Here is a 25,288-nt window from a genome sequence, read left to right as displayed (position 1 = left end):
TAAATCAATCGCTGCCACAAAAAGGAGAGATTAATCATGCAAAAGTCGATTATAGGCACCAAAGCTATGGTTGTCAGTCCACATTATCTAGCCTCTGCAGCTGGGGCGCGAATTCTCCAAAAGGGCGGAAACGCTTATGATGCTGCTATTGCAGTTAGCGCCTGCTTGGCAGTTGTTTATCCGCATATGACAGGCTTAGGCGGAGATTCCTTCTGGTTGATGTACAATCAAAAAGCTGGAAATATGCGAGCTTACAATGGCAGCGGCCGTTCGGGCAGCGAGATTAGTAGAGAGACCTTTACTGGAGAGAAAGCCATTCCGCATCGTGGCATACGCAGTATAATCACTGTACCTGGGATGGTAGATAGCTGGGAAGCCATACTAAGTGAATATGGGAGATTGACATTGGCGGAAGTGCTTGAACCAGCGATAACTTATGCCGCGGAAGGTTTCCCACTATCTAACAACCAATATGAGAATACCGTTTACCAATTACCTCTACTTTCGCAAATGCCGATTACTTCTGATATCTATGTGCCTGGTGGTCAAGCTCCTCAAACTGGAAGCAAATTCATTCAAAAGCAGCTGGCACAAAGCTTGCGCGAGCTTGCGGCCGAAGGCAGAGACAGCTTCTATAAAGGCACCATAGCCAACAAGATAGTTGCCTATTTACAAGAAAACGGCGGTCTGCTAACCTTGGCGGATTTTGCTAATCATCATGGGGAATGGACCACACCTGTTACAGGGAACTATAGAGGTTACGATATCTATCAGGTCCCTCCCAATTCACAAGGCTTTGTAGGTATCATGGCATTGAATATATTAGAAAAATATAACTTAAATGAGATCCCTCATGGCTCCTATGAGTACTATCATCTGTTGGTCGAGGCGCTTAAGCTTAGCTTCCAAGACCGTAATCGTGTACTGACAGATCCGGAATTCTCATCGATTCCGCTAGAGCAGCTATTATCTAAAGCATATGCAGAGCAGCTAGCTCAGAAGCTTCAAATGAATCTAGCAAAGCCTTTCCAAACGGAACCATTGGGAAGCGATACGGCTTATGCAGCGGTTGTGGATGAAGAAGGCAATGCGGTTTCGTTTATTCAAAGCTTATATTTTGAATTTGGTTCGGGTGTAGTAGCTGGAGAAACGGGTATATTAATGCAGAATCGCGGCTCGTTTTTCTCGTTGGATCCCAATCATGTAAATTGTCTTGAGCCCAATAAGCGAACTTTTCATACATTAATGCCTGCGATGGCTTGTAGGGCAGGAAAGCCTTATATCCTATATGGAACACAAGGCGGAGAAGGGCAGCCGCAAACCCAAACGGCAATTATTACTCGTATGCTTGATTATGGGATGGACCCGCAAAGCGCGATTAATCAACCTCGTTTTGTATGGGGGAAAACCTGGGGTGAGGACACACAGGAATTAAAAGTAGAAGGCAGGGTCTCGCAAGAAACACTAGACCGCTTAGGTCAAGCCGGCCATCTAGTGCGTAAAGTTGCGGATTATGATAGTGTCGTTGGCCATGCTCATGCAATTCAAATTGATGATAATGGATTTAGAATTGGCGGGACCGACCCGCGTGCAGATGGTGCAGCTATTGGTTGGTAATGACTAGCAATCTTTTAAACATGAGGACTAATTTCAATTGTAAAAGATGATTCGTATTCTTGAGATCGATGTGCAGAATTTCGCCAATTTTCTCTAAGCGATATAAAACGGTGTTGCGATGAATGTACAACTCCTTGGCGGCGTCATTTATTTGACCATTGCTGGCAAAATAAGCCTCCAAGGTGCGCAGCATTTCCGTTATATAGTCCTCGTCTTTTTGTAATAAAGGATACAAGAAATAATCGCAATAGCTGCTCATCACTTCCTGAGGGATATGACGAAGCAGATAAATAAACTCCAAATCCGCGAAAAAAATCACCGATGAATCTGAGGTTAAGGTAGCATTAATTCTTTGAGCCTCCAAGCATTCCTCATAACCACTCATTAATTCTTCTGCACTGCGCTTTATTTTACTCACATACATTTTTAAGGCTTCGACGCTTAGGGTGTTGAGTAACTTTGCAAAGCTTTCGCTTATCTGCTCCATATAGCCCATTTCCTTCGTTTCATTCTCGGTTATGGCGAACAAAGAGACTAGCTTATCAAATACAAAAAAATGATAGGATTCGATTGCTGCAAGCTTGGGATAATCTAGTAATTCACGTTGAATGCTGCGAATGAATGATTTTTTAGCTTCGTTGTCCGTTAATGTGGAACTAAACGTAGAAAGGCTGCACACATAAGAGCTGCTCCAAGTGTGGCTGCCGATGGATTTCGCTTGACTATAGACATCTACAAGGGAGGTCTTTCCTTGAAAGTAGCGTTCTATGGTATTACCTAAACGATAGCTGGCGATTGTAGATTCTTGATTTTGGATGGATTCCAGATGAAAGGAAAGGATAACGGCAGCTTGGTGAAAGATGCCTTCCTCGGCGTTGATATCAGCTAGATTCGTTGGCATTACAATAAAAAACCCATGACAAATGCCATTTTTTAAAAGTGGAATTCGATAAGAAAATCTATTATTAAGCCGGCTCAGCTTATAATCGAGGTTCCAAGGCCATTGGTTTAGCAGCTCGGCTTCAGCGATATCCGAAACATTATATAAAAGCTTCCCATTCGTGCCAATGACAGCGATAGGGTGTTTTAGAATATTAGAAATTTTGTCAAAATAATTGGTGTGCTCGTCAGCTTGCATTGCGAAATCAACTAGTTTTTTCTGCATTTCTAGTACATCGTTAAGCTTCTTCGTATTTCGTTCAAATTGGGATTGAAAGAGTGCGGTTATTTGCTCGGAAAATGTAAACTCAAACGGAAGCTCGATGAGCGGAAAATGTAATCGATTGGCTTCGTCTAAGACGAGCTGAGGGATTTCCTTCCAGTAACGTCCAAGCTTAATGCCAAGGCCAGAGGATTGGCGGTCATTTAAGCTTTGCAGCAATTTAACAAATTGATCTGGAGAATCCTTGATGGCGTACCCCGTTGTAAGCAGGAGCTCGCCTTCTTTCATCCAGTTTGCTATATCAGGTGCGTCCATCAGATTTAATGAGCTGATGACCCGAGAAGCCCCTTGTGCCCCCGCGACAAGCTTGCCTTCCGATAAAGGATAAATCGTCAGCGCCTCTTCAATGGTTATATTCATAGGTATCCTCTTTTCCATTTCTCATCTGTATAGTTCGCCTGTGTCACCTTATATAACATATAATAAGGTGTTTTTGGTTTAAAAACAAATAATTACGATTATTTTATATGGAAAAACAATATTGTGTTATGTATGTTTACATTAAGGCGAGGGGGAGGTAATATAAACACATCGACAAACGGTTGAACTAAGTGATATTTAGAATCTAGCCATCAAATGCATAATTTAATGTTAAGTAATATAACATTAGTTATTGGAGTAAGGGGAATGGAGTGGATTTAATGTCAGCTTTCAGTTTCGCAAATGTCATTATTGAACGTAATATCTCCTGTACTATGAGAGATGGTATTAAGCTTTATGCTGATATATATCGTCCAAATAACGAAAGAACAATCTATCCGGTATTGCTGATGCGTCAGCCATACGGAAAATCAATAGCATCAACAATAACTTATGCTCACCCTACCTGGTACGCCAATCATGGATATATCGTTGTCATTCAAGATGTTAGAGGCAGAGGGGAATCAGAAGGAAGCTTTAACCCTTTTTTCAATGAAGCTGAAGATGGATTTGATACGGTGGAATGGGCAGCATTCCTCCCAAGCTCCAATGGAAAAGTAGGCATGTATGGTTTTTCTTATCAAGGAGTTACACAATGGGCTGCAGCCTCGGAGCAGCCGCCGCATCTGTTAGCTATTGCACCGGGCATGTGTTCAGCAGATTTGTATCACGGAATGTTTTATCCCCATGGCAGATTTGCACTTAAGGAACATCTGCCTTGGGCATTTCAATTAGCACGAGACACGGCGCGAAGAGTGAAAGATGCTGATGCTGAAGAAATCGGCGGACGAGTAAGACGTGGGATCCCAGATGATTTGCTGTACCACCTTCCTTTAAATGCCAAGCATCCGCTAATCACTGAATATTTTCCAGCTTATTATGATTGGATTGAGCATTCTGAATACGATGACTATTGGGAAAAGCTTAATTGGCTGCCCAAGCTGCTCGAGAAACCAATTCCTGCGCTGCATATCGGTGGCTGGTACGATGTGTTTATGATGGGCACTCTGCAAACCTATGAAGCTATGAGCCAGATTAATAGCGAAGCAAACAAGCCTCAACACCTAATTGTTGGACCTTGGGAACATATTCCTTGGGGCCGCAAAGCCGGTGGGGTCGATCACGGTCCGCAAGCGGATGGTGATATTCATCACAAACAGCTGTTGTGGTTCGATACTTGGTTAAAAACAGATACCGATTCGGATTTACAAACACAGCCCGCTGTTACCTATTTTGAAATGGGAAGTAATCTTTGGCGTGAGTCAGAGAAGGCGATATCGTTTTTCCAAAATAACAACCAAACAAAAAACTGGTACCTGAGTGGTTCCGTTAAACCAGCGAATGGATCGCTTGGCGGTGGCAAGCTTTTGGAGACGAACGAGTTAATCTCGGATGCTCCACCTGATGTATTTGTTTATGATTCACGCATGCCAATGCCCATAGAATCCTACGTTCCAATTGATCGAAGCCATGTAGAAGAGCGTTATGAAATTTTAGTGTATAGCAGTGAACCTTCAGCAGCGCCGTTACGATTGTTAGGGTCACCACAGCTGACTGTTTATTACCAGACATTAGAAGGACCTACAGATTTAGTAGCTATTCTAACAATTCTGCAACCCGATGGCACCTCTCGTTTCCTTACAGTCGGTCGTACGGAGATTTGTTCAGAAGCTGGCGAGAACAACGATTGGATTAAGCTCACATTTAGTTTGCGTCCAATAGCAATTGAGCTTGCTGCGGGTACTGCTATCCGTTTGGAATTGACAGGCAGCGCATTTCCTTTATTCATGCGTCACCCCAACGGGATTAAGTCAGCTTTGATTCACCAAGTAAATTCAAGTGAGCTTCAGATAGCATCGGTTGCCATTAGCAGTAGTCAGCAGCTTAATTCTTTTTTAGTGCTTCCAGTAATCTAATCAAAATACAGAGGAGTGACTGTCATGACAGTGCGTTACAGTGGAAAAGCTTGGGATACTCATTTCTTACCGAGACTTAGCAAGCTAGAGGTTGAGGCTATTCCGAAGGAAACCGCATTGGTAGTCCTTCCAGTTGGGGCAACAGAGCAGCATGGGCCGCATTTGCCTATATTTACAGACACCTTGATTGGTGATGGTTTCATCACGGCAACCTTCAATCATTTACCTGACGATGCGAACATTTGGCTGCTGCCAGCACTTCCTTATGGCAAAAGCACAGAGCATATGAATCATCCAGGAACGATTACTTTATCGGCACAAACCTTAATGGCCGTGCTTATGGATATCGCAATGAGCTTAAAACGCAGTGGCTTTCAAAAACTGGCTTTCTATAACACACACGGAGGGAACATAGATGTTCTCAACATGATGGGCAGAGAAATTAGAATCGCAACGGGCTTGGCCGTATTTAATTTAAATACAGGCTCCCATAATACAAGCGAAGGTATTATTACGCCTGAAGAGAAAAAAGCCGGCATTCACGGAGGCGATGAGGAAACCTCGATCATCATGGCGTTAAAAAGAGATTGGGTTCATGATGATTTATTGCCAAGCGAATTGATTAATTTTCCAGAATCGACTTATCTGGCATTTAAGAATAAAACCTTTGCTTGGATTATGGATGATGTCTCTGTTTCTGGAATTGGTGGAGATGCGACGCTTGCAACAGCTGAGAAAGGGGCGGCTTTAATCGAAAGCGGCTCAAAAATTCTCGCAGAAGCCCTTCTAGTGTTCGCAGCCTTCGATATGAAAAGCTTGATATCCCTTAAGGTCGGGAGATGATGAAATGAACAATTCACTGGCGACTTCAACTTTGTCTACAGGTCATACGTCGATTGATAGCCCTCTAATTGTAGAAATGTCTAATCTTAGCAAGGTATATCCGAATGGTACAGTAGCTTTGCAGAATGTGAATCTGACGATTCAAGAAGGTGAGTTTGTCTGCTTCGTAGGTCCGTCAGGCTGTGGGAAATCGACTATTTTCAATTTAATTGCCGGCTTGACACAACCAACTCAAGGTGAGCTAAAGATTCTCAATATGACGCCTAAACAAGCGCTTAAGCAAAGCGATACTGCCTTTGTTTTTCAAGATCATACTTTACTTCCTTGGCGAACACTGTTAGATAATGTGGCTTTGCCTTTAGAAATACGTGGAATATCAAAAAAGAAAACACATGAAGAAGCTGAACGTGTGCTTGAGCTAGTGGGCTTGAAGGATTACACAAAAGCGTTGCCTAGGCAGCTGTCAGGCGGTATGAAAATGCGAGTCTCGATAGCAAGAGCATTGGCACAGCGTCCTAAGCTGCTGCTTATGGATGAGCCGTTTGGTGCACTGGATGAAATTACCCGCCAAACCCTGCAAGAAGAGCTGCTCAATATCTGGCAGAAGGATTCAAAAATGACGGTGCTTTTTATTACGCATAATGTGTTTGAATCGGTATTCCTCTCCACTCGAGTCGTCGTTATGACGCCTAGGCCAGGGAAGGTTTCCAGTACGATTGCTTTACCGGAACCTTATCCGCGTAATGAAGCCTTTCGTTCTGCAGCACAATTCGGCGAGTTTGTTAGAGAAGTATCTCATGCGCTTAAGCATTAGGAGGGTGGCATCATATGAAAAACGAATGGAAAGAGCAAATCGCAGAATTGCTAGGTGAAAGCAAATTATTGCTGGATACCGCTTCACTCGAAAAATACTCCAAGGATTATTATTGGTACTCACCCATACTCGAGCCCAAGCTGAAGCACAAGCTTGCAGAAGGAATAGTACTTGCATCGAATGAACAAGAGGTTAACCAAGTATTAACCTATGCCTATAGCCAGAAAATTCCTGTTACGGTTCGTGGAGCAGGTACAGGCAACTATGGTCAGGCGGTTCCGCTTGAAGGTGGAATTGTGCTTGATGTAAGTGGTTTGGATAAAGTTGTTGAGATAGGCGACGGCTACGTGCGAGTACAGTGCGGAATGAAGATGGGCGTGCTTGAGAAAAAGGTTCGTGAGCAGGGTCAAGAGCTGCGAATGTACCCAAGCACCTTTGTCAAAGCAACAATTGGCGGATTTATTAGTGGAGGCTCCGGCGGGATCGGCTCGATTTCTTGGGGAACACTTTGGGACGACAATGTGCTTGAAGCCATCGTTTACACCATGGAAGAAAACCCGCAAAGACTAGTGATTCGCGGTGCAGAGCTCCACAATTATATTCACAATTATGGCACTACAGGCATCCTTACTGAGGTCGTTATTCGACTTTGTCCGAGTAAGGAATGGGTGCAAAGCATCGTCTCTTTTGAAAGCTTAGAGGATTCGCTACATTTTGCACATGCCTTAGCACACAACGAAACTATTCCAAAAAGATTATTAACTCCAATGGAATGGCCGATCCCTTCCTTTTTTGTTCCGCTCGCCAAGCATTTAAAGCCAGGAGCGCACGTTGTATTTCTCGAGACAGAGGATGGCACTTTACCTTCACTTACCTTATTTGCTGCAAAATATAAAGGAAGAGTTTCTCATGTTATTGAAGCGGCTTTCTATCACAAGGTATTAGGCTTATCGGATTTTACTTGGAATCATACTACACTTTGGGCGCTCAAGGCTGAGCCTACAATCACCTATATCCAAGCTGGATTTTCACCAGAGAATTTCATCAGCCAAATGCAGCAAATTAAAGCGGAATATGGTGATGAAGTGCTGCTTCATTTTGAATGGATGCGCTCGGGAGTTCGGATTGTTCCAGGATCTATTCCACTAATCAGATTTACAAACGAAGCAAGACTCTATGAAATCATCCGTTTCTTTGAATCGATTGGAGTTTCAGTGAGTGATCCTCATGTTTGGACGCTTAAAGGCGGAGCAGCAGGCAAATTAAACAATATGCAGAAGAAAAAGCTGGAAAATGATCCTCTAGGACTCTTAAATCCAGGAAAGATTGCAGTCGAAATCTAATGGAAGGAAAGGAGGAAGAAGACCATGGCAATGGATGAAAGATATTTGCGAATGATGGCAGATGAGATTTTACCAGCAAAAATTAGAAAGTCTTGGACCCAAAAAGCGGATCCTGGTATAAGCGGATCGAGAAGTTTGCTTGTTAAGTTTTTGCTAAAGGCAATTGGTCCCATTCTTATGTTTATTTTTTTCATAGGCGGTTGGGAGCTCTTACTAGCTTTATTAGATACCAGAACCTTTATTTTTCCGAGGCCCTCCGATATTTTTCATGCTGCAATAGACAAATGGCCTAATCTAAAAGCTTCCGTATTAACGACTATTTTTGAATCACTATTGGGTTTTTTCTTCAGTATCATTATTGGCATTACCGCCGCTGTGCTATTGGCACTTTCCAAAACGATTGAAAAAGTTGTTTATCCCTATGCGATTATTCTACAAACAATCCCGATTGTTGCGATTGCTCCGATTATCGTGATTTGGGTTGGGCCTGGATTTTACGCCATTGTGGTCATTACTTTTCTTATCGCATTCTTCCCTATGCTATCCAATACAATTATTGGTTTGAATTCAACGGACCATAATATGAAAAATTTATTCCATCTGTATGGCGCTTCACAGCTTCAAGTGATGTGGAAGCTGCGAATCCCAGCTGCACTTCCTTATATCGTCGGCGGTCTAAAAATTTCTTGTTCCCTATCCGTCATTGGCGCGATTGTTGGTGAATATGTCGCAGGTGTTGGCGGTTCAAGAGGTGGTTTGGGCTACGCGATTACAGTTGCTGCAAGCCGTTTGCAGACTCCTTATCTTTTTGCTTGCGGGCTGGCGGCTTCGGCATTGGGTATTGCATTCTTTCTAGTCGTTAATGCTTTCTCCAAGTGGATGTTAAGCTCCTGGCATGAATCGGAAATGAGAACAGAAAGCTAATTCTTTTTCACCCAACCTAGGCTTCAAAGCTTTATCAAATATAAAAATATAAGTAGGAATGGGGAGAACGAAACATGAAAAATCGTAATTCAGCTGTGGGTCAAATCGCTTTTGTAATTATGCTAGTATTGGTAATGTTTATTGCAGGCTGTGGTGAGAAAAGCACATCTAGTGAGGAAGTTAGTGCAAGTCCTGTAACCAGCACGACTCCCGCAAGTTCTGTTGCTCCAACTGAAGCTGCGACCGCTTCACCCGTACCAAAGGAACTATATAAGGTTGCACAGGTCACTAACTGGGTAGCTCAGCCTGAGCATGGCGGAAACTATGCAGCATTGGCTAAAGGCTTTTATAAGGATGCAGGTCTGGATATGACCATTACTTCCGGCGGTCCTGGGATTAATGCATCAGCACTTATTGCTTCAGGTAAAGTCCAATTCGGCATGGGGTCAACGGATGAAATTTTATTAGCCCGTGAGAATGGAATTCCGATTGTAGCGATTATGGGCACTTTTCAGAAGAGTCCGCAAGCCTTGATTTATCACAAAGGCCAAGCCATTAAATCTTATGCAGATTTAAACGGGCGCAAGGTTTATGTAAGCCCGGGTGCTGGGTATTGGGAATATATGAAGATAAAGTTTGACTTAGGCAAAGTTACAGAAATGAAATACAACTACGAGCTTGCAAGCTTTGCGAGTGATGAAACTTCCGTTGTCCAAGGCTACATTACATCAGAGCCCTATGATTTGAAGATTCAAGGAATTGAAACGGAATATCTATTGAATTCCGATTCTGGCTTTAGCCCTTATGGAAACCTGATGTACACTACCGAGGATATGATTAAGAATCATCCAGATCAGGTTAGAGCTTTCGTTGAAGCAACCATCAAAGGCTGGGAGTATTATATCGCGAATCCAAAAGAAATTAACCCAGTGATCCAAGAAAGAAATCCAGATATGCCGCTAGAGAAAATGGATTATAGTGCAGCAGCACAAATTCCATTGATTAACGGTGGAGATGCTGCAACCGGCGGAATTGGGATTATGACGAAAGAGCGTTGGGAAGCAATGAATACTCAATTGGTGGAAGTTAAATTATTGAAAGCTCCGCAAGATATTACAAAAGCCTATACAACTGAGTTTTTACCTAAGAAGTAAGCTGAAATTATAGTTTGCCATCCAATCCGTTTAGCCGTTTCCGCGAGACAAGGTGCATTTGTGCACCTTGTTCCGTAGAACCTGGCTCATTCCATGAAAATGAGGTGCCTGCTAGATCATGGAAAATAAGCTGAAATTTAATAATGCTCGACTCCCTTTAGTGAATGAAGATTGCCTATTCCAATTAGAAGTAGAAAACGGCAAATGGGTAAGGATCCAACAACAAACTGAATATTTGCGTAATGAAGATTATGTCTCCATAGATGAATTACCGTCTGATGCTTCAAAAAATGGCGCTACCTATAACCAACTCGATCTTGAGGGAAAAATCCTGCTTCCGGGCTTTGTGGATTCACACATGCACTTGGATAAGTCCTTTTCACTGACCACAATCGGGAATCTGAGCGGAACCTTGGAAGAGGCCTGTATCAATTATGGGCAAGCGGCTCCCAGCTTCACCAAAGCCGAGATTAAAGCTAGAATCATGCGGTCAGCGCTACAGTCGCTTTCCTATGGAACCACACACATTCGCACACATCTTGATTTTAGTGCTGCTACAGCTGGGACTGCGAAGATCGCGATGAATACCATTGAAGCCGCATTAGAGGTTAAAGAAACGCTTGCTCCCTATATGACATTGCAGTTAATCCCGATGTGTTCTTATCCACTGCCAGCAGTTGGATTAGATATCCTGGAAGAGGTATTGCGAATGGGTGTGGACGGGATAGGCGGAGCTCCGCATATGTCAGCTAATTCGAGAGAACAAATCGATTTTATTTTTAAAATGGCGATGAAGGCGGATTGCTTAATTGATCTGCACGCAGATGAAAATGATAATCCTTCGATTCGTACGGTTGAGTATATTGCCAAGCTTACTAAAGAATATGATATAGCTGGTCGTGTTACCGTCGATCATTTATGCTCACTTGCCTCGATGCCGGATAAGGATGCATCTACTTTAATTGAAGCCATGGTGAGCTCTGGATTAAAGGCAGTCTCTTTGCCCGCGGTTAATCTTTACCTTCAAGGCAGACAGGACAGCTTCCCGGTTAGGCGGGGTGTTACTCGTTTAAAACAATTATGGGAAGCGGGAGTCCCAGTCGCAATTGCTTCGGATAACATTCATGACCCCTTCCATCCGTTTGGCAGAGGCGATTTAGTTCAGATCGGACTTATATCCGCCTATGCAGCCCATATGGGAAGTCCAGCTGATTTACGCACATTGCTGCGAATGATTACGGATGTGCCAGCATCAATATTAGGTATGGATGGTTATGGAATTGAACAAGGCTTAACAGCGAATTTTGTTGTTCTGGACAGTCATTCACCAGATGAATTATTCACCCTGCTCCCAGAAAGACGATGGGTCTACAGCAATCAGAAATGGCTGCGGATAGCAGCTCCAAAAACGAATTGGAATGAGCCGCGGCTAAACGAATATTGGGATCAAGCCTGTGATATTGTCTCTTTCAACAAATAAACCTTTTACAATAAATGAGGTGAACATATGTATCAACTAGGAAACAACAAGAATTATTGGCAGGTATCCAAGGATCGCGTAGATTTGCAGCGCATAAGGAAGAAATCTAATCTAGTAACCTTATCGACAGAACCTCGTAAAATTACTTTTGATTTACAGCATACAGCCATTATTGTGATCGATATGCAAAATGATTTTTGTTCAAAAGGCGGTTGGTTGGATTATATTGGAGTGGACAATCAGGTCCTGCAGAACCCAGTGAATAAGCTGAATATGTTATTGCCGGAATTGCGAAAGGCAGATGTTCCTGTCATTTGGGTCAATTGGGGTAATCGTGAGGATCGCTTAAATCTGAGTCCTTCAGTCTTGCATGTATATAATGGGACAGGCGAAGGGGTTGGGATAGGTGAGCCATTGCCGTTCAATGGTTCTCATGTGCTGGAAAAAGGCAGCTGGGGTGCCTCGTTAGTAGAGGGGTTGCATGTGGAAGCTTCTGATATTCAGGTGGATAAATATCGAATGAGTGGATTCTGGGATACGCCTTTGGATAGTATTCTGCGGAATTTATCGGTGGACACTGTATTATTTGCCGGAGTAAATGTAGACCAGTGTGTAATGGCCACTTTACAGGATTCCGTATGCTTAGGCTACGATGGGATTTTGCTCGAAGACTGCTGTGCGACAACTTCGCCTGCGTATTGCATTGAAGCTACGCTTTATAATGTACAGCAATGTTATGGTTTTGTTGCAGCATCTTCCGTTCTATTGGAAGCCATTAACGCCCAAGTGGGAGAGGAGATTGTAAATGAGCATTCCAGGGTCGATAGTCGGTCATTTTGAGGATTGTCCTGTGCACAAGATTTCAAGCAAGGACACTAATAAATTCGTGATATTGTGTGATGGAGCATTAGTCCCTTTTGTATCCGTAATCGAAATTTTTGATGAGAATGGGCAAACGCCGCCAAACGAGCATTCAGGTGCTTTTGAATATTTTTATGTGATAGCTGGAGAAGGTGTCGCCGTTATGGGTGATGCAGAGATTGAGATCAAGGTGGGATCATTTTTTGTAGTCCCTCCACAAACCAATCATCAAGTTCGCAATACCGGGACTGGACGACTTTACGTGCTGACGACTATGATACCTGACGAGAAATTTACGGATTTGATCAAATCAGGGCCGAAGGCCAGCTTGGATGAAGCTGATTTGCTAGTGCTTAGAGGAATCGCTAAAAACTAACTGTAAAATATCTAAATTTCGTGTCTAGGAGGTTGTATATGCCTAAAGAGTGGGGAGCATTCGTTGCAAAAGATCTAGTTCTGGAGCCTACTGGGAGCGGGAAATTGCAAGGTGCAGCCTTTGCTGTTAAGGATGTCTTCGCGATTAAAAATTATACATCTGGAGCGGGAAATCCGGACTGGTTAAACTCGCATTCTCCCTCGAAGCAAACCGCTGAAGCTATTCAGCGGCTGCTTTTTCAAGGAGCGAGACTGACAGGAACTACGCAAACAGATGAAATTATGTACAGTCTGAATGGCGAGAACTTTCATTATGGCACGCCAGTTAATCCCCAAGCTCCGGAGTGTATTCCGGGAGGATCATCTAGTGGATCAGCGGTTGCAGTTTCCGCGGGGCTGGTTGATTTTGCATTGGGAACCGATACAGGTGGATCTGTTCGTATTCCTGCTGCCTATTGCGGTATTTATGGCTTTCGTCCGACCCATGGGCTTGTAGCTTTGAACGGCGTCATTCCCTTGGCGGAAAGCTTCGATACTGTAGGCTGGATGGCTCGGGTTCCTAAACAATTATTGGATGTTGGTCTTGCGTTATTGGATGAACCTACTCCGAATGATAAAGGCTTTAAGCGGATGTTTATTGGAAATGATGCATGGGCTTTGGCGGATGTAGATTGTATGGCAAGTGGACTTGAGATTTTTCCTGTGATTGAGCGAATGATTGGCCATTGTGAATGGGTGGATCTTGCTCCACAAGGCTTAGCCGCTTGGATGAATGCATTCCGGACTCTGCAGGGCTTGGAAATATGGCGCGCACATGGTGAGTGGATTCAGACGGTGAAGCCGACGTTTGGACCAGGGATTGCGGAGCGCTTTGCTTGGGCAAGCACTTTGCGTGAAGAAGATAGTGCTGCCGCATCTGAACTTAGAAAAGAAGTTAGAAAGCGGATGAGTGATTTACTAGGTGAGGATGGATTGCTTATTATTCCAACTGCGCCTGGGAGCCCTCCCTTACTCAAGCAATCTGGTGAAGCAGTAGAAAATCGGCGGACAAGGACACTTCAGCTCTCTTGCATAGCGGGCTTGGCTGGCTTACCGCAAATTACAATACCATTGACGACTTCAAATGGCATGCCCATGGGGATATCCATAATTGCGGGACATGGTCAGGATCTTAAATTACTGAGGTGGGTCAACGCGGCGGCTTTTGAATTTTGACAGAAAGAAGGGAGAATTGCATTGTGAAGCTGGCTACTTTAAAATTAGATGGCTTAGAAAAAGGGGTTATTGTAACGGATAAAGGGTTTGTTCTACTTGAAACCGTCTCTACAACAGGTTATCAGTTAGGATCAACGGAGCTGTTCGGCTTACTCCAAAATGACGAACTGGATGCCTTGAATGTTTGGTATCAGCATGGTGGAAGAGGGCTAGTCGAGCAAATGGATACTATCCCTTTTGAAGCTGCCGTATATGCCGCTCCATATCGATTCCCGCGTAAAATATGGGGAATTGGGATGAACTATTGGCAAAAGGCTGAGGATTTAGCTTCAAGCCCACCTAATATGGAGCCGATTTGTTTTATGAAGCCGGATACGACTTTAATTGGTCCTAATGAGTACATTATGCTTCCTGCTATATCTAATAGAGTGACTGCCGAAGCGGAGCTTGGTCTTGTGATCGGCAAGGTTTGTAAAGATGTACCCGAATCAGAAGCAATGAGTGTAGTAGCAGGTTATGTTCCTACACTAGATATGACAGCGCAGGATATCCATGCTAAAAACCCGCGTTTTTTGGGGAGATCTAAGTGCTTTGATACTTTTTTCAGCTTTGGCCCTCATTTAGTTACCTTGGACGAATGCTTGGAAATGGATGCTTTGGCAATCGAAACGGTTCTCAATGGAGACGTTATTTATAGCAATGCCATTTCCAACATGATTTATAAACTGCCATTTATTGTTTCATACTTCTCGGATATGATGACGCTTCTTCCTGGTGATATTATCATGACAGGCACGCCTGGCTCATCTCTAATCCGTGAAGGTGATATGGTTGCTTGTCGAATTGATGGATTTGAAACTCTACAAAACCCAGTAATGAGTTAGGGTTATTAACTTATTTCATGCTAAAACTGACTCCGCGGGGGTCTTTTTTGTTTGGAAAAAGGTATTGGCTTTTCCTCGGTGAATAACAATAACAGAGTATTCACATCGGAGGGTTAAAAATGATGAAATCATGGGGGGCCGGAGAGCGGACCCAGCGTTTAGTAGACTCATTTATTAATTTAACATCGGACGGAATTGTTGTTGTTGACCCCACGGGACGTGTTCTAGAGGTTAATCATAAATTCGAGGAATTGCATGGGTGGACACGAGAAGAATTGATTGGCCAAATCCTGCCTATGATACCGGAAGAATTTAAAGCTAATGCGCACCAGATTTATCAACGTATTACAGAGGGAGAACAGCTGACAAATCTTGAATTAATTAAATTACGCAAAGATGGAAGCACTTTTTATGCGGATGTGTCTATTTCACCCATGAGAGATGAGAACGGTACCATTGTAGCCTTTGTGATTCTCGAAAGAGATATCACAGAAAGAAAGAAGACGGAAGACGCCTTGAAAGAAAGCGAAGAAAGATATCGGGTATTAGTCGAGGAATCTCCTGAAGGCATCGTTGTTTATCGAGACTTGAAGATTGTTTTTGCCAACCCTGCAGCTGCAAAACTTGTAGGTATCCAAGATCCACAGGCATTAATTGGTCAATTTGTATTCAATTATGTCCATCCAGAGCATCTTCAAGCATTGATTCAGTTGGATAAAACATTAAAGGACAATGATAAGCCTAGTGAAGCATGGGAGAAGAAATTAGTCGGGATTAATGGGCAGATCATTGATGTTTTGGTCAAAGCAGTGCCGATTAAATTTCAGAATCAAATGTCCGTACAATTATTATTCAGAGATATAACAGAGCAGAAGAAGGTCGAGGTTCAGCTTGAAGAGCGTGAGCTGCAATACAGACGATTGTTAAAGCTTTCACCCGTGCCAATCATTCTACATAGAAAAGACATCATTCAGTTTGTTAATGATATCGGTATAAAATCGCTTGGAGGCAGTGGTATTCAAGATTTTATTGGCCGTTCGATTTATGATTTCATCGCACCTTACAATCACGCCCAAATGTCAGATAGAATTAACTCTGTGGTCCGAAGTGATGATTATTTGGACTTTATTGAGTTTAAGCTGCTGCGTGTGGACGGGACATTGTTTGACGCCGAAGTTTCATCTGTTTATGTTCATCAGCAAATGGGATCCCCGACCATTCAAACGGTGATTCATGATTTGACAGAACGTAAAAAAACAGAAGAAATGGTACTGAAGTCAGAGAAACTATCGATTATTGGTCAACTGGCTGCAGGGATTGCCCATGAAATTAGAAACCCATTAACTTCGTTAAAGGGATTTACAAAGCTATTAAAAACCCCAGAGAATCAAAAGCATTTTATTCAAATCATGACAGATGAATTAGAAAAAATTGAGCAAATTGTCAATGAATTTATGAGTATGGCCAAACCACATAAAAGCAACTTTAAAAAAACGAAGCTGCCGACGCTTGTAGAAAATGTAGTTCGGTTTATGGAGCCGCAAGCTCATCTCTGTGCCGTACAAATTCAATGTGATATGGATTATAAAATGAAAAATGTGACCTGCGATCAAATTAAAATCAAACAGGTGTTGATGAACGTCTTGAAGAATGCGATTGAGTCCATGCCTAATGGGGGTATAGTCCAAATTCAAGTTATTAATCTAGAGGATGAACAAGCAATGATTCGGATTAAGGATCAAGGGAATGGAATCACGGAAGATCAATTACTAAAAATTGGTGAACCCTTCTTTACGATGAAGGAGCATGGAACGGGCTTGGGACTGATGATTTGCCATAGCATAGTGGAAGAACATAAGGGGAAATTGACGATTGAGAGTCAGCTAAATCAAGGGACTACCGTGGAGATTATATTGCCTATTTAACAGATGCTTTTTCTTTTTAAGAGATACTGGCTATAATATAGAATGAGATGAAACGGAGTGAACCCATGGAACGAGTAACGCTTAAAGTTAATCAAGGCATATTTAGTGTGGAAGAAATATATTTGGATGTGGATCCTGAGCAAGTTTTTGTGCTTTTCGTTGTTATTAACACGGCTGGAGAATGTGAGTGGAGTGTTGGTTCCACCTCAGTGGAAGATAATGATAAAATTTATGCTTCCGTAATTAATCAGGAAATGAAGCAGGCTGTTCTGGCTCATGCTTTGCCTATTCTAATTAACGCTCTTCAAATAAAGGCGTTGCAGCCTGACTCTGCAGAAGATCAAGCCTCCTACCAGCAAGCATTAGAGGAATTGGCGAAAATAGAGCTTTAATCGAGGTGATTAAACCGATGCGCGCGTATTTTCCTTTTACGTTTATAGTAGAAAATCAGTCCTATTGTTGTATTTGGTATTCGGATTCTGTAGATGGATTTATTATGGATGCGGATAAAATAAAGCATTTTAGCAGTATGAGTGCGCTTATTTCTTACGTAGTTTCGCAGAACCTCATGATAGCAGAGGAAACAACTGTGCTTTTTGTGGACGGATTTACTCATTGGTTGGAAGAACCAGCCGAGATTGATTGTGAGGAATTTCTGATGTTCTGGAACGTAGTTACGGATCTTGCGCATTCCTCTGAGTTCAGCTTTTATGGAGATCATACAACTAAAATTCTCACTGGTGTTTATGATAAGCTGTTTATTGGCAGCCAATTACCTAGCAAAGAAGCGGGCAACAGCTTAAATGCTCCTATTTGGGATAAAACAGAACGGCTCGAATTAACCAAAGTGATTGAAGATGGGTTAAGGATTATTAAGAGTTGCTTATGAGCGAAGGAGATGTGAATAGCTATGAAAGCAGTTTACGCAGGCAGCTTTGACCCGATTACTCTTGGCCATGTATCCGTCATTCAAAGAGCTTTGCGAATGTTCGAGAGCATACATATTGTAGTAGCCAATAATAGGTCAAAAAAGCATCTTTTTAACCTTGAGCAAAGAACAAAATTAGTTGAAAAGTCAATATCCGCCGAGTACCTTGAACGCATCATAATCGTACCTTATGAAGGTGTAGTTGCGGATTATATCAATGCCCATAATATTGATGTAGTTATTAGAGGGATCCGAAATGCGACAGATTTAGATTACGAGCTGCAATTAGAACAATATATCCGCAACACAACCATTGCCGAGACGGTTTATCTGTCGCCGTATACTCAGCATATTCAAACAAATAGTTCCCTGGTTAGAATGTTTTTTCAATCCAATAAATATGAGCTTGCGATTAATTATATGGTTAAAGAAGCTTATGAAACAGCAATATGTTATGAAGTCAGGGGGATATGAATGAAGATAACCGTACTAGGTCCATGGGGGGCTTATCCCAAAGCTGGTGAAGCTACAGCAGGTTATTTGCTTGAGCATGAAGATGAGAAGATTCTAATTGACTGCGGAAGCGGAGTTTTAGCGCAATTACAGAAACATATTCAGCTGAGTGAAGTTACAGCTGTTATTATTTCGCATACCCATTTCGATCATATTGCTGATTTGGGGTGCTTGCAATACGCCTGTTTGATTGATACGGATTTAGGAAATCGCACATCCATTCTGCCTATCTATATGGCGGACGAGTCGAACAATAATCAATACAAAGCAATGAGCGGAACAGAAATTCGGCGTATTGCTGTTGGTGAAGCTTTGAGTATTAATGAGCTTCAATTTTCATTCTTCCAAACCTTTCACGGAGTTTATTGCCTGGCAGTAAAGCTCGAATTCGCGAATAGAACATTTGTTTATACGGCTGATACTTTTTATGATGATTCTTTGGTGCAGTTTTGTGCCAATGCAGATGTTGTGATAGCTGAAACCTCTTTTTATAAATCATTTGAAGCTAAAAAGTATGGCCACATGAACACAACGGATGTGGGTACGCTTGCTTTGAAAGCCAACATTGGCAAAGTATATCTAACCCATCTGCCGCATTTTGGGGAGCAGGCTAGTTTAGCAGACGAGGTTGGCGAAATCTATCCAGGTCCAATAGCGCTAGCTTACTGCGGGATGGAAATTGTAATGGAGTGAGCTAAGCAGCTATGTCGAAGTGCCTGCAAAGTAAAGGCAGGAGATTGCTATAAAATCTAGCCAATCTCCTACCTAAGTGTAAGTTTTATACTATTATACGTTGCTTATTGCGAACGATTTCCAAGGTTCTGCCGGAGAGCATGCTGGCTGAAATTTCATAATGAACAGCCACCTCATCTGGACAATCCAATGAAAGCTGCAATCGAGCTTCATCCATTTCAATACTCAGCTTGATAATTCCGTGAGGAGTAGGAAGGCTCCCACTAACCTTGCGCAAGACTCCTAGCTGAGGAGAAATGATGATTTCTGCAAAACCAGCCTTCGAGGGTTTGATACCCAGGACATAAGCCTGCATCAGGTACGCTACCCAGCCAGACCAGCCATGGCAGGCGCTGCCCATAATATCGTGGCGGCTTCCAGGCATGATAATATTGGTGCTGAACTCACCGCTTTCCGCATCGACGAATTCCCAGAACGTTCCCGGATCCTGCCCCAGCATATTTCCCCAGCAAGCTTCTATAAGCGCAAAAGCATCTTCCGTACGTCCGGCGATAAAATTCGCTTCAACTTCATAAGCCACGATAAAAGGCCAAATTTGCTTGTTGTGCGTCCAAAGAATAGACTCGGCATCCTCATCCTTCACTTCACCGAAGTACATGGCGAGCTGCTTTTTATGCTCTGGAGTGAAAACGACATTGCGGATCTTTTTATCGATGGTCGTCGAACCGAATTCGTTCCACATGTTGTTCTTCAAGTAGTCCAGAACGCGTTCCGTCCGCGCGGTATCTGCAATTCCAAAAACGGTCGCATAGCAATTGATGTCGCTGGGAACGAATGTCTGGAGATTAGCCAAATGAATGGTATCGAAATAGACGCCTTTGGCTTCATCCCAAAACTCTGCGTTAATATTACGTTTGATCTCTTCCCGCAGTACTCTGCAAGCTTCAGCACTTTCTGTATTATCCATCGTGAGCTCAAGCTTCTCCGCACATTCGAGTGCGAAATAGAGCACACATTGCGTCGCACCATTGTAGCCTTGTCTCGGAAAAGTCCACATCCAGCCTTTGTCATTGTATAGAAAGCCTCTATCATCGACACTATAGAAGATCCATTCCAGTAAGCGGCGAATTCCAGGGTAGATATAAGCCAGAAAGGCTTTATCACCTGAGAATAGATAGCATTCCCAAACCGAGGCGAGCCACCAGAGGTTATATTCTTTAAAATCCTGGCCGGATGTGGCGCTGCCAGGAACGATTCCCGCTGTATTCTGCAAATCATAGAATAGAGCGAGTGTGCTCTTGGCGACTTCATAGGCACCAAAAGCGGAATAAATCAGGAGCGCTTCCGTTCGCACGTCGCCAATCCAGGCTTCCCTGTCCCGTCTAGGCCCGTCCCATATGACATATTTGGAATAGGGGTTGCGCCAATCGCGGACAAATGCTTTCTTCTCAGACGTCAAAGTGTAGTCAAAGGCATAGGAATATTCACTTGGCTGCATGCATAATTGAACGGTATACGCTCCTGCCTGCCAGATATCATTCCACAACGGAACGTCTGATTCAAAGCCGCCTTTGTAGAGAGCTGGATAGGAGGAATCGCGGATTCCGATTCTTCGAATCTTCGCAAAGCATGAATAAGGAAATGGCGATTCTGATGCAAGGCTCAATTTCAAATAACGCAAAGCGACAAAAGAGCCGTCCAGTGTAAGCACGTTATTCGCTGGCATTGGCATTGTTTTTCGATAAAACATAGAATCCAGTGTAGGGCCATATTCATAAACCAAGCTGCCGCTGCTGCTGTCCTCCAATTCCACATATAGAAAGCCAGTGACTTTGTTGCCGAAATCCAGCCAGATGGTCGGTGAAGCTGTACCGTTTTCAAACGAAAGCAACGTCCAGTCCACTTCCCTGGAAAGCATATTTTGACTATTTTCAACTATTCCGTCATTGGATTCAAGCTTCAAAAATTTTACTGAAATAAAGCCGCTTCTCATCGAAATCTCTCCTCATTAGTCAGCTAAGCTTCAAATCAAGCAGCCCGATACAGCCATATCCGGAATGATCCATGGCCGTATAATAAAGTGTGTAAACACCGTCCCCTTCGGGAATGAAACAAAGCGGTGTGCGCATTAGCTTCTGCCAGTCCATTTTTGCAGAATCAAGCCAAACATAATTCCCTTTGGACCAGTTAATCCCATCCGCAGATAAGGAATAACCAATCGTGCCTCTGCAGCCGAGATCTTCAGGGCCGCCATCGAACCAGGCGATATAGCTCCCATCCTCCAATTGCCTGACCATAGGATTCTCCACAAATTTGTCATCGATCAATACGGGATTAATGGATGAGCATCGTTGCCACGGACCCGCTAGCTCGGGAGCGGAGGCTAGTCCGACTCCCCACCAGTCAATCGGGAACTTCTGCGTATGCGCGCTGCCATAGAAGGCATACCATGAATCGCCAACTGGGTAGGGGTAGAAGGAATCTGTTCCCTGCAAGCCTTCCCATGGATCGGAATCTACTCCGGGCTGCATGAGAATCCCTGCATCCTCATAAGGGCCCCCGATTCCTGCCTCGCCTAAAACGGCAGATACGGCTCTCCATATCTTTCCTTCATGATTAATGAGCATTCGATCTGGTGCATCAGGTGCGCAACGGTAAGCAATATAAGTAAGACTCCATCTGCCTTCAAGCTCATCATAGACCGGCATCGGCGACCAAAAAGCGGCACGCGGATCAGTACCATCATAATTTCCGCTGGATTCGAACAGGGTGGATTGCCGTCTGAAATGCAGGCGGTCGTCGCTAATCCAATGTGCCAACCGCATCTTGACCCACATCGGCATGCCGACCATCTCAGAGGTAAATAAATGGTATACACCATCGAGCTTGACGATAGTCCCGCCTTCAAAGCCAAATTGGTTATTCTCTGTACCTGCAACGCCTTTGAACAAGACTGGTTTCTCATGTTGATTTAGTATGGTTATCATATAGGCTGTATCTCTCCTTTATTGGTTATCAGCCTTTGAATGCGCCTGCTGTCAAACCCTCTACTATATGCTTTTGCAGTAGGAAATACAGGATGATGATCGGAGTGATGACAAGGGTCATATCTGCGAAGACGAGTCCCCAGTCAGTTACGTATGTGCTTTTAAAGTTAAAGACAGAGATGACGACAGTCCAATCCTTGCTCTTGGTTAACAGATAGAATGGACCGGTGAAATCATTCCACACACCCATTACAGTAATGATGGATACTGTTACAAGAACGGTTCGCAAGAGTGGAAGTACAATGCGCGAGTAAATCGTAAACGAACTGCTTCCATCGACAATTGCGGCTTCATCCAATTCCTTGGGTATCGTTTTCATAAAGCCAGCCAGCAGAAATACAGCAAAAGGCAATCCAGTTGCCGTGTAATAAAAGATAATGCCTATAAGTGTATTGTTAATATGCAGCTGCTGCATCACTTTGATAGTCGGAATTATGGAAGCTGGGATAATCATTCCGATGATAAAAGCGAAATAAATCCATTTGGCAATTTGTTTGGTGTTCCGTTGAATAATAAAAGCCGCCATAGAGCCAAAGAGGTTAATGAACAGCACAACTGCTAAAGAGATATTAATACTGTTCTTATAGCCGTTTAAGAGCTTGCCTTTCTCAAATACAGTCGCATAATTGCTAAATTTCCAGACAGAGGGCAGCTTCATCGAGAACATGGCTGCTTCGCGCGTATCCTTCAGTGAGTTAATCAGAATCATGAACAATGGAATCAGTACGATTAAGGCAATTGTACATAAAGCAATATTAATTAGGAGAAGTGGGAGCGAGCCGGTTTTAAAAGTCTTCACGATTACATCTCCACCTCTCTTTTTCTTAGAAAGTATAATAACACCATGGCAATACAGGTTATCAGGAAGAATAACACCAGATTAGCAGCCGTGGAATAACCCAATGCACCTCGACCGAAGGCTCTCAGGATATAAGTATTGAATACCTCCGTTGTGAAGCCTGGTCCGCCTTTGGTTAAGGCGAAAACAATATCGAACACCTTGAGGCAGCCAATCAGTGAGAGGATGAAGTTAACCGTGAACGATTGAGCGATAAGCGGAAAAATTACATGTCTTAACCGTTTCCAATAGTTGGCTCCATCTATTTTGGACTGCTCGATGCAATCACTTGGCACCATCTGCAGCCCAGCCAGATAAATAATCATCGCAAAACCGGATACACGCCATAATTCAGTCCCAATGATTGAATACAAGGCGATTTGCGGATCGTTAAGCCAATCCTCAGCAAGTCCATGTAAGCCTATAGCATGGAGAAATTGATTGAGAATACCGAATTCGGGATGATAAATCGCGCCAAAGATATAACCGACAAGCAGCGGACTAATGACGATGGGCAGAAAATAAATCGTTCTTAAAGTAGTCTTGAGAAATAGCTTTTCATTCAAGGCGAGAGCCAGCCCAAAGCCAATTATGTTCTGCATGACCGTCACGATAACTGCAAAAATCAGAGTGTTCTTAAAAGCTATTATAAGGACAGAATCCTCGAACATATCCTTGAAATTCTGCAGCCCGATAAAGGAAACACTAGCTGCTCCCAGATTCCAATCGGTCAGGCTATAGTAAAAGCTGCCTAAGGAAGGGGCGATGAACATGACGAAATAGATAATTAAAGCGGGTAGAGCAAAGATTATGGGGTATTTCAGGTTTTTGTTCATGCTCATCTCCTAAAACAAAGACGGAGGAGAACCTCCGCCTTTTAATTTCTCTATAATTTAGAATCCAGCTAGTTTCTTGTCTTTTCCAGATCTTTGGTAGTTTTTATCCAGCATATTAACGGCTTCATCTACATTTCCGCTGATAATAAATTGCTGCGAGATTTTATCGAAATCGGTAAAGGTAGGTAAAAGTCTAAACTGCACGTTAATTTCTGATTTACTGGTATTCTGGTAATTTAACATGTCCTTCTGCGGAGCTGAGAGTTTTGCAGTCTCCATAGCGCTTTTGAATACGGGCATGCCGGGATTTTTCCCGTACCAGATAGCCAGTGATTCGGGTGTCGACATGAAAGCAAGCAGCTCTTTGGCTACATCTGCATTTTTGTTGTTCTTGGCAACAATGACTTGGCCTGGCGGGTAGAGTACAACTGTTCCTGTATCCGTATCGGAGGGGATTGGGAATGCACCTAGTTTATCCAAGCCGGCATCGCCGAATTTCTTCTGCACATCGGCTAGAACCCAATCGCCTTCGATCATCATTGCAGCTTTGCCCGTCATAACAGCTTCCGCTTGCATATCATAAGTAGTGGACAGCAGGTTCTTAGGAAAATATCCTTTGGTTTTCAGTTCAAGCTCTCTTGTGAAAATATCCTTAACCTGGGGAATATCCTTGATTTTCAACTCGTTTTTATTCAGCTTATCAATACCTTCCTTGCCAATGGCCGGGTCAACGAAGGTTTCCCAGCTCGCCAGGAAGTAGACTTGCTCTGGCCAGCCATCTTTGACAGCAGTCTGAATTGGCGTAATGCCAGCGGCTTTAATGGTTTCACATATAGCCAGAAAATCCGCATAGTTCTTAGGAGGAGCTAAGCTTAATTTAGTAAATACTTCTTTGTTGTAATAAATGGACATTGTTGTTGAAGCACCCCAAGGCATCCCGTAAAGCTTGCCATCAAGCGTTTGAAAGTTTTTCTGGGAATCCGTAATGTCGCTAACATAGGCTTCATTAGATAAATCAGCGAAATTTTCATCTGGCTTGAATACGGAGAAATCGCCTGTACCCGGATAATACCAGAACACGTCCGGATAATCTTTAGTCGCAAGTCTTGCTTTGATCACATTTGCATAGTCTGGCAATCCTAGAATCTCAACTTTATTGCCTGTCTTTGCTTCAAAGTTCTTGAAGATTTCCTCGACTCCGGTAAGCGGAACATCACCGCTCATAGCGAAGGAAAGAGTTACAGGGTCTTTTTTCGGTTCAGGTGTTGCGGTTGCTGGCGCTTCTGTTGCCGGTGCTTCCGTTGCAGCTTTCTCAGCCACGGTTGCTTGTGGCGCTGAGGAGGCTTGTTCGTTGTTAGAGCTGCTTCCGCAAGCGGACAACGAGAGGAGTGAGATAGATAATAGGGTGATAAGCGTAATTGATTTGAAGCTGGTCTTCAT

Annotated in this window: 23 protein-coding genes; 17 read left to right on the top strand and 6 right to left on the bottom strand. The window is 43.3% G+C overall.

Annotation, left to right across the window (positions count from 1 at the left end; all coding sequences use genetic code 11):
* Positions 1 to 36: 36 nt before the first annotated feature.
* Entirely contained in the window at positions 37 to 1,617 is a 1,581-nt protein-coding gene (gene ggt, locus EHS13_RS27475; RefSeq protein WP_155703447.1) for a gamma-glutamyltransferase, read from the top strand.
* Here the strand turns inward: ggt and EHS13_RS27470 are convergent.
* Complete coding sequence (locus tag EHS13_RS27470) at positions 1,604 to 3,199, bottom strand: PucR family transcriptional regulator (protein WP_162463278.1); 1,596 nt, start codon at positions 3,197 to 3,199, stop codon at positions 1,604 to 1,606. The genes ggt and EHS13_RS27470 overlap by 14 nt on opposite strands.
* 281 nt (positions 3,200 to 3,480) lie before the next feature.
* Between EHS13_RS27470 and EHS13_RS27465 the strand changes: the two genes are divergently transcribed.
* The 16 genes from EHS13_RS27465 to EHS13_RS27390 all read left to right on the top strand — a co-directional run bounded on the left by EHS13_RS27465 (position 3,481) and on the right by EHS13_RS27390 (position 19,127).
* Positions 3,481 to 5,175: a CocE/NonD family hydrolase gene (locus EHS13_RS27465; RefSeq protein WP_155703445.1), complete on the top strand. Its 1,695-nt coding sequence runs from the start codon at positions 3,481 to 3,483 to the stop codon at positions 5,173 to 5,175.
* A 24-nt stretch (positions 5,176 to 5,199) separates the two neighbouring features.
* Entirely contained in the window at positions 5,200 to 6,018 is an 819-nt protein-coding gene (locus EHS13_RS27460; RefSeq protein ID WP_155703444.1) for a creatininase family protein, read from the top strand.
* A gap of 4 nt (positions 6,019 to 6,022) precedes the next feature.
* The gene (locus EHS13_RS27455; RefSeq protein WP_155703443.1) at positions 6,023 to 6,832 is read left to right on the top strand and encodes an ABC transporter ATP-binding protein; all 810 of its coding nucleotides are present in this window, start codon (positions 6,023 to 6,025) and stop codon (positions 6,830 to 6,832) included.
* Between the two features lie 14 nt (positions 6,833 to 6,846).
* Positions 6,847 to 8,175: an FAD-binding oxidoreductase gene (locus EHS13_RS27450; protein WP_155703442.1), complete on the top strand. Its 1,329-nt coding sequence runs from the start codon at positions 6,847 to 6,849 to the stop codon at positions 8,173 to 8,175.
* A gap of 24 nt (positions 8,176 to 8,199) precedes the next feature.
* Positions 8,200 to 9,099, top strand: coding sequence for an ABC transporter permease (locus EHS13_RS27445; protein WP_155703441.1), 900 nt, complete (start codon positions 8,200 to 8,202; stop codon positions 9,097 to 9,099).
* Positions 9,100 to 9,173: 74 nt separating this feature from the next.
* Positions 9,174 to 10,253, top strand: a complete 1,080-nt coding sequence (locus EHS13_RS27440; protein ID WP_155703440.1) for an ABC transporter substrate-binding protein — start codon at positions 9,174 to 9,176, stop codon at positions 10,251 to 10,253.
* Between the two features lie 118 nt (positions 10,254 to 10,371).
* A complete protein-coding gene (locus tag EHS13_RS27435; protein ID WP_155703439.1) occupies positions 10,372 to 11,733 on the top strand; it encodes an amidohydrolase family protein in 1,362 nt (453 codons plus the stop codon).
* A 27-nt stretch (positions 11,734 to 11,760) separates the two neighbouring features.
* Entirely contained in the window at positions 11,761 to 12,573 is an 813-nt protein-coding gene (locus EHS13_RS27430; RefSeq protein WP_155703438.1) for a cysteine hydrolase family protein, read from the top strand.
* Complete coding sequence (locus EHS13_RS27425) at positions 12,539 to 12,970, top strand: cupin domain-containing protein (RefSeq protein ID WP_155703437.1); 432 nt, start codon at positions 12,539 to 12,541, stop codon at positions 12,968 to 12,970. The genes EHS13_RS27430 and EHS13_RS27425 overlap by 35 nt, the downstream gene beginning before the upstream one ends.
* A 38-nt stretch (positions 12,971 to 13,008) precedes the next feature.
* Positions 13,009 to 14,184: an amidase gene (locus EHS13_RS27420; RefSeq protein ID WP_155703436.1), complete on the top strand. Its 1,176-nt coding sequence runs from the start codon at positions 13,009 to 13,011 to the stop codon at positions 14,182 to 14,184.
* A gap of 23 nt (positions 14,185 to 14,207) precedes the next feature.
* The gene (locus tag EHS13_RS27415; protein ID WP_155703435.1) at positions 14,208 to 15,068 is read left to right on the top strand and encodes a fumarylacetoacetate hydrolase family protein; all 861 of its coding nucleotides are present in this window, start codon (positions 14,208 to 14,210) and stop codon (positions 15,066 to 15,068) included.
* 119 nt (positions 15,069 to 15,187) lie between these two features.
* Positions 15,188 to 16,993 (top strand): PAS domain S-box protein, encoded by a 1,806-nt coding sequence (locus EHS13_RS27410; RefSeq protein WP_155703434.1) that lies wholly within the window; start codon positions 15,188 to 15,190, stop codon positions 16,991 to 16,993.
* A 65-nt stretch (positions 16,994 to 17,058) separates the two neighbouring features.
* Positions 17,059 to 17,385, top strand: a complete 327-nt coding sequence (locus EHS13_RS27405; RefSeq protein ID WP_155703433.1) for a hypothetical protein — start codon at positions 17,059 to 17,061, stop codon at positions 17,383 to 17,385.
* 17 nt (positions 17,386 to 17,402) lie between these two features.
* Positions 17,403 to 17,882 (top strand): hypothetical protein, encoded by a 480-nt coding sequence (locus tag EHS13_RS27400; RefSeq protein WP_155703432.1) that lies wholly within the window; start codon positions 17,403 to 17,405, stop codon positions 17,880 to 17,882.
* A gap of 21 nt (positions 17,883 to 17,903) precedes the next feature.
* Complete coding sequence (gene coaD, locus EHS13_RS27395; protein ID WP_155703431.1) at positions 17,904 to 18,395, top strand: pantetheine-phosphate adenylyltransferase; 492 nt, start codon at positions 17,904 to 17,906, stop codon at positions 18,393 to 18,395.
* Positions 18,396 to 19,127 (top strand): MBL fold metallo-hydrolase, encoded by a 732-nt coding sequence (locus EHS13_RS27390; RefSeq protein WP_155703430.1) that lies wholly within the window; start codon positions 18,396 to 18,398, stop codon positions 19,125 to 19,127.
* Between the two features lie 85 nt (positions 19,128 to 19,212).
* On the opposite strand, the gene EHS13_RS27385 is transcribed toward EHS13_RS27390, so the two are convergent.
* From EHS13_RS27385 to EHS13_RS27365, 5 genes are read right to left on the bottom strand one after another with little or no spacing between them, the layout of a single operon-like run.
* On the bottom strand, positions 19,213 to 21,120 hold the full coding sequence (locus EHS13_RS27385) for an alpha-L-rhamnosidase-related protein (protein WP_155703429.1): 1,908 nt from the start codon (positions 21,118 to 21,120) through the stop codon (positions 19,213 to 19,215).
* Between the two features lie 19 nt (positions 21,121 to 21,139).
* Complete coding sequence (locus EHS13_RS27380) at positions 21,140 to 22,114, bottom strand: glycoside hydrolase family protein (RefSeq protein ID WP_155703428.1); 975 nt, start codon at positions 22,112 to 22,114, stop codon at positions 21,140 to 21,142.
* 28 nt (positions 22,115 to 22,142) lie between these two features.
* Positions 22,143 to 22,973 (bottom strand): carbohydrate ABC transporter permease, encoded by an 831-nt coding sequence (locus EHS13_RS27375; RefSeq protein WP_155703427.1) that lies wholly within the window; start codon positions 22,971 to 22,973, stop codon positions 22,143 to 22,145.
* Positions 22,974 to 22,975: 2 nt separating this feature from the next.
* The gene (locus EHS13_RS27370; protein ID WP_162463277.1) at positions 22,976 to 23,848 is read right to left on the bottom strand and encodes a carbohydrate ABC transporter permease; all 873 of its coding nucleotides are present in this window, start codon (positions 23,846 to 23,848) and stop codon (positions 22,976 to 22,978) included.
* 57 nt (positions 23,849 to 23,905) lie between these two features.
* Positions 23,906 to 25,288, bottom strand: a complete 1,383-nt coding sequence (locus EHS13_RS27365) for an ABC transporter substrate-binding protein (protein WP_155703425.1) — start codon at positions 25,286 to 25,288, stop codon at positions 23,906 to 23,908.

Origin of the sequence: Paenibacillus psychroresistens (assembly GCF_009728935.1) — a bacterium.
GTDB classification, from domain to species: Bacteria; Bacillota; Bacilli; order Paenibacillales; family NBRC-103111; genus Paenibacillus_AC; species Paenibacillus_AC psychroresistens.
The sequence above is the reverse complement of the archived record's forward strand: the minus strand, read 5'-3'. Positions and strand labels throughout refer to the sequence as shown.

Bases quoted from the DNA above. Each gene is read 5' to 3' on its own strand.
- EHS13_RS27450 (WP_155703442.1), top strand. From the start codon at position 6,847: ATGAAAAACGAATGGAAAGAGCAAATCGCAGAATTGCTAGGTGAAAGC.
- EHS13_RS27390 (WP_155703430.1), top strand. From the start codon at position 18,396: ATGAAGATAACCGTACTAGGTCCATGGGGGGCTTATCCCAAAGCTGGT.
- EHS13_RS27460 (WP_155703444.1), top strand. From the start codon at position 5,200: ATGACAGTGCGTTACAGTGGAAAAGCTTGGGATACTCATTTCTTACCG.
- EHS13_RS27420 (WP_155703436.1), top strand. From the start codon at position 13,009: ATGCCTAAAGAGTGGGGAGCATTCGTTGCAAAAGATCTAGTTCTGGAG.
- EHS13_RS27370 (WP_162463277.1), bottom strand. From the start codon at position 23,848: ATGAACAAAAACCTGAAATACCCCATAATCTTTGCTCTACCCGCTTTA.
- EHS13_RS27400 (WP_155703432.1), top strand. From the start codon at position 17,403: ATGCGCGCGTATTTTCCTTTTACGTTTATAGTAGAAAATCAGTCCTAT.
- EHS13_RS27455 (WP_155703443.1), top strand. From the start codon at position 6,023: ATGAACAATTCACTGGCGACTTCAACTTTGTCTACAGGTCATACGTCG.
- EHS13_RS27385 (WP_155703429.1), bottom strand. From the start codon at position 21,120: ATGAGAAGCGGCTTTATTTCAGTAAAATTTTTGAAGCTTGAATCCAAT.
- EHS13_RS27430 (WP_155703438.1), top strand. From the start codon at position 11,761: ATGTATCAACTAGGAAACAACAAGAATTATTGGCAGGTATCCAAGGAT.
- EHS13_RS27445 (WP_155703441.1), top strand. From the start codon at position 8,200: ATGGCAATGGATGAAAGATATTTGCGAATGATGGCAGATGAGATTTTA.
- EHS13_RS27410 (WP_155703434.1), top strand. From the start codon at position 15,188: ATGATGAAATCATGGGGGGCCGGAGAGCGGACCCAGCGTTTAGTAGAC.
- EHS13_RS27405 (WP_155703433.1), top strand. From the start codon at position 17,059: ATGGAACGAGTAACGCTTAAAGTTAATCAAGGCATATTTAGTGTGGAA.
- ggt (WP_155703447.1), top strand. From the start codon at position 37: ATGCAAAAGTCGATTATAGGCACCAAAGCTATGGTTGTCAGTCCACAT.
- coaD (WP_155703431.1), top strand. From the start codon at position 17,904: ATGAAAGCAGTTTACGCAGGCAGCTTTGACCCGATTACTCTTGGCCAT.
- EHS13_RS27440 (WP_155703440.1), top strand. From the start codon at position 9,174: ATGAAAAATCGTAATTCAGCTGTGGGTCAAATCGCTTTTGTAATTATG.
- EHS13_RS27470 (WP_162463278.1), bottom strand. From the start codon at position 3,199: ATGAATATAACCATTGAAGAGGCGCTGACGATTTATCCTTTATCGGAA.
- EHS13_RS27425 (WP_155703437.1), top strand. From the start codon at position 12,539: ATGAGCATTCCAGGGTCGATAGTCGGTCATTTTGAGGATTGTCCTGTG.
- EHS13_RS27435 (WP_155703439.1), top strand. From the start codon at position 10,372: ATGGAAAATAAGCTGAAATTTAATAATGCTCGACTCCCTTTAGTGAAT.
- EHS13_RS27365 (WP_155703425.1), bottom strand. From the start codon at position 25,288: ATGAAGACCAGCTTCAAATCAATTACGCTTATCACCCTATTATCTATC.
- EHS13_RS27380 (WP_155703428.1), bottom strand. From the start codon at position 22,114: ATGATAACCATACTAAATCAACATGAGAAACCAGTCTTGTTCAAAGGC.
- EHS13_RS27465 (WP_155703445.1), top strand. From the start codon at position 3,481: ATGTCAGCTTTCAGTTTCGCAAATGTCATTATTGAACGTAATATCTCC.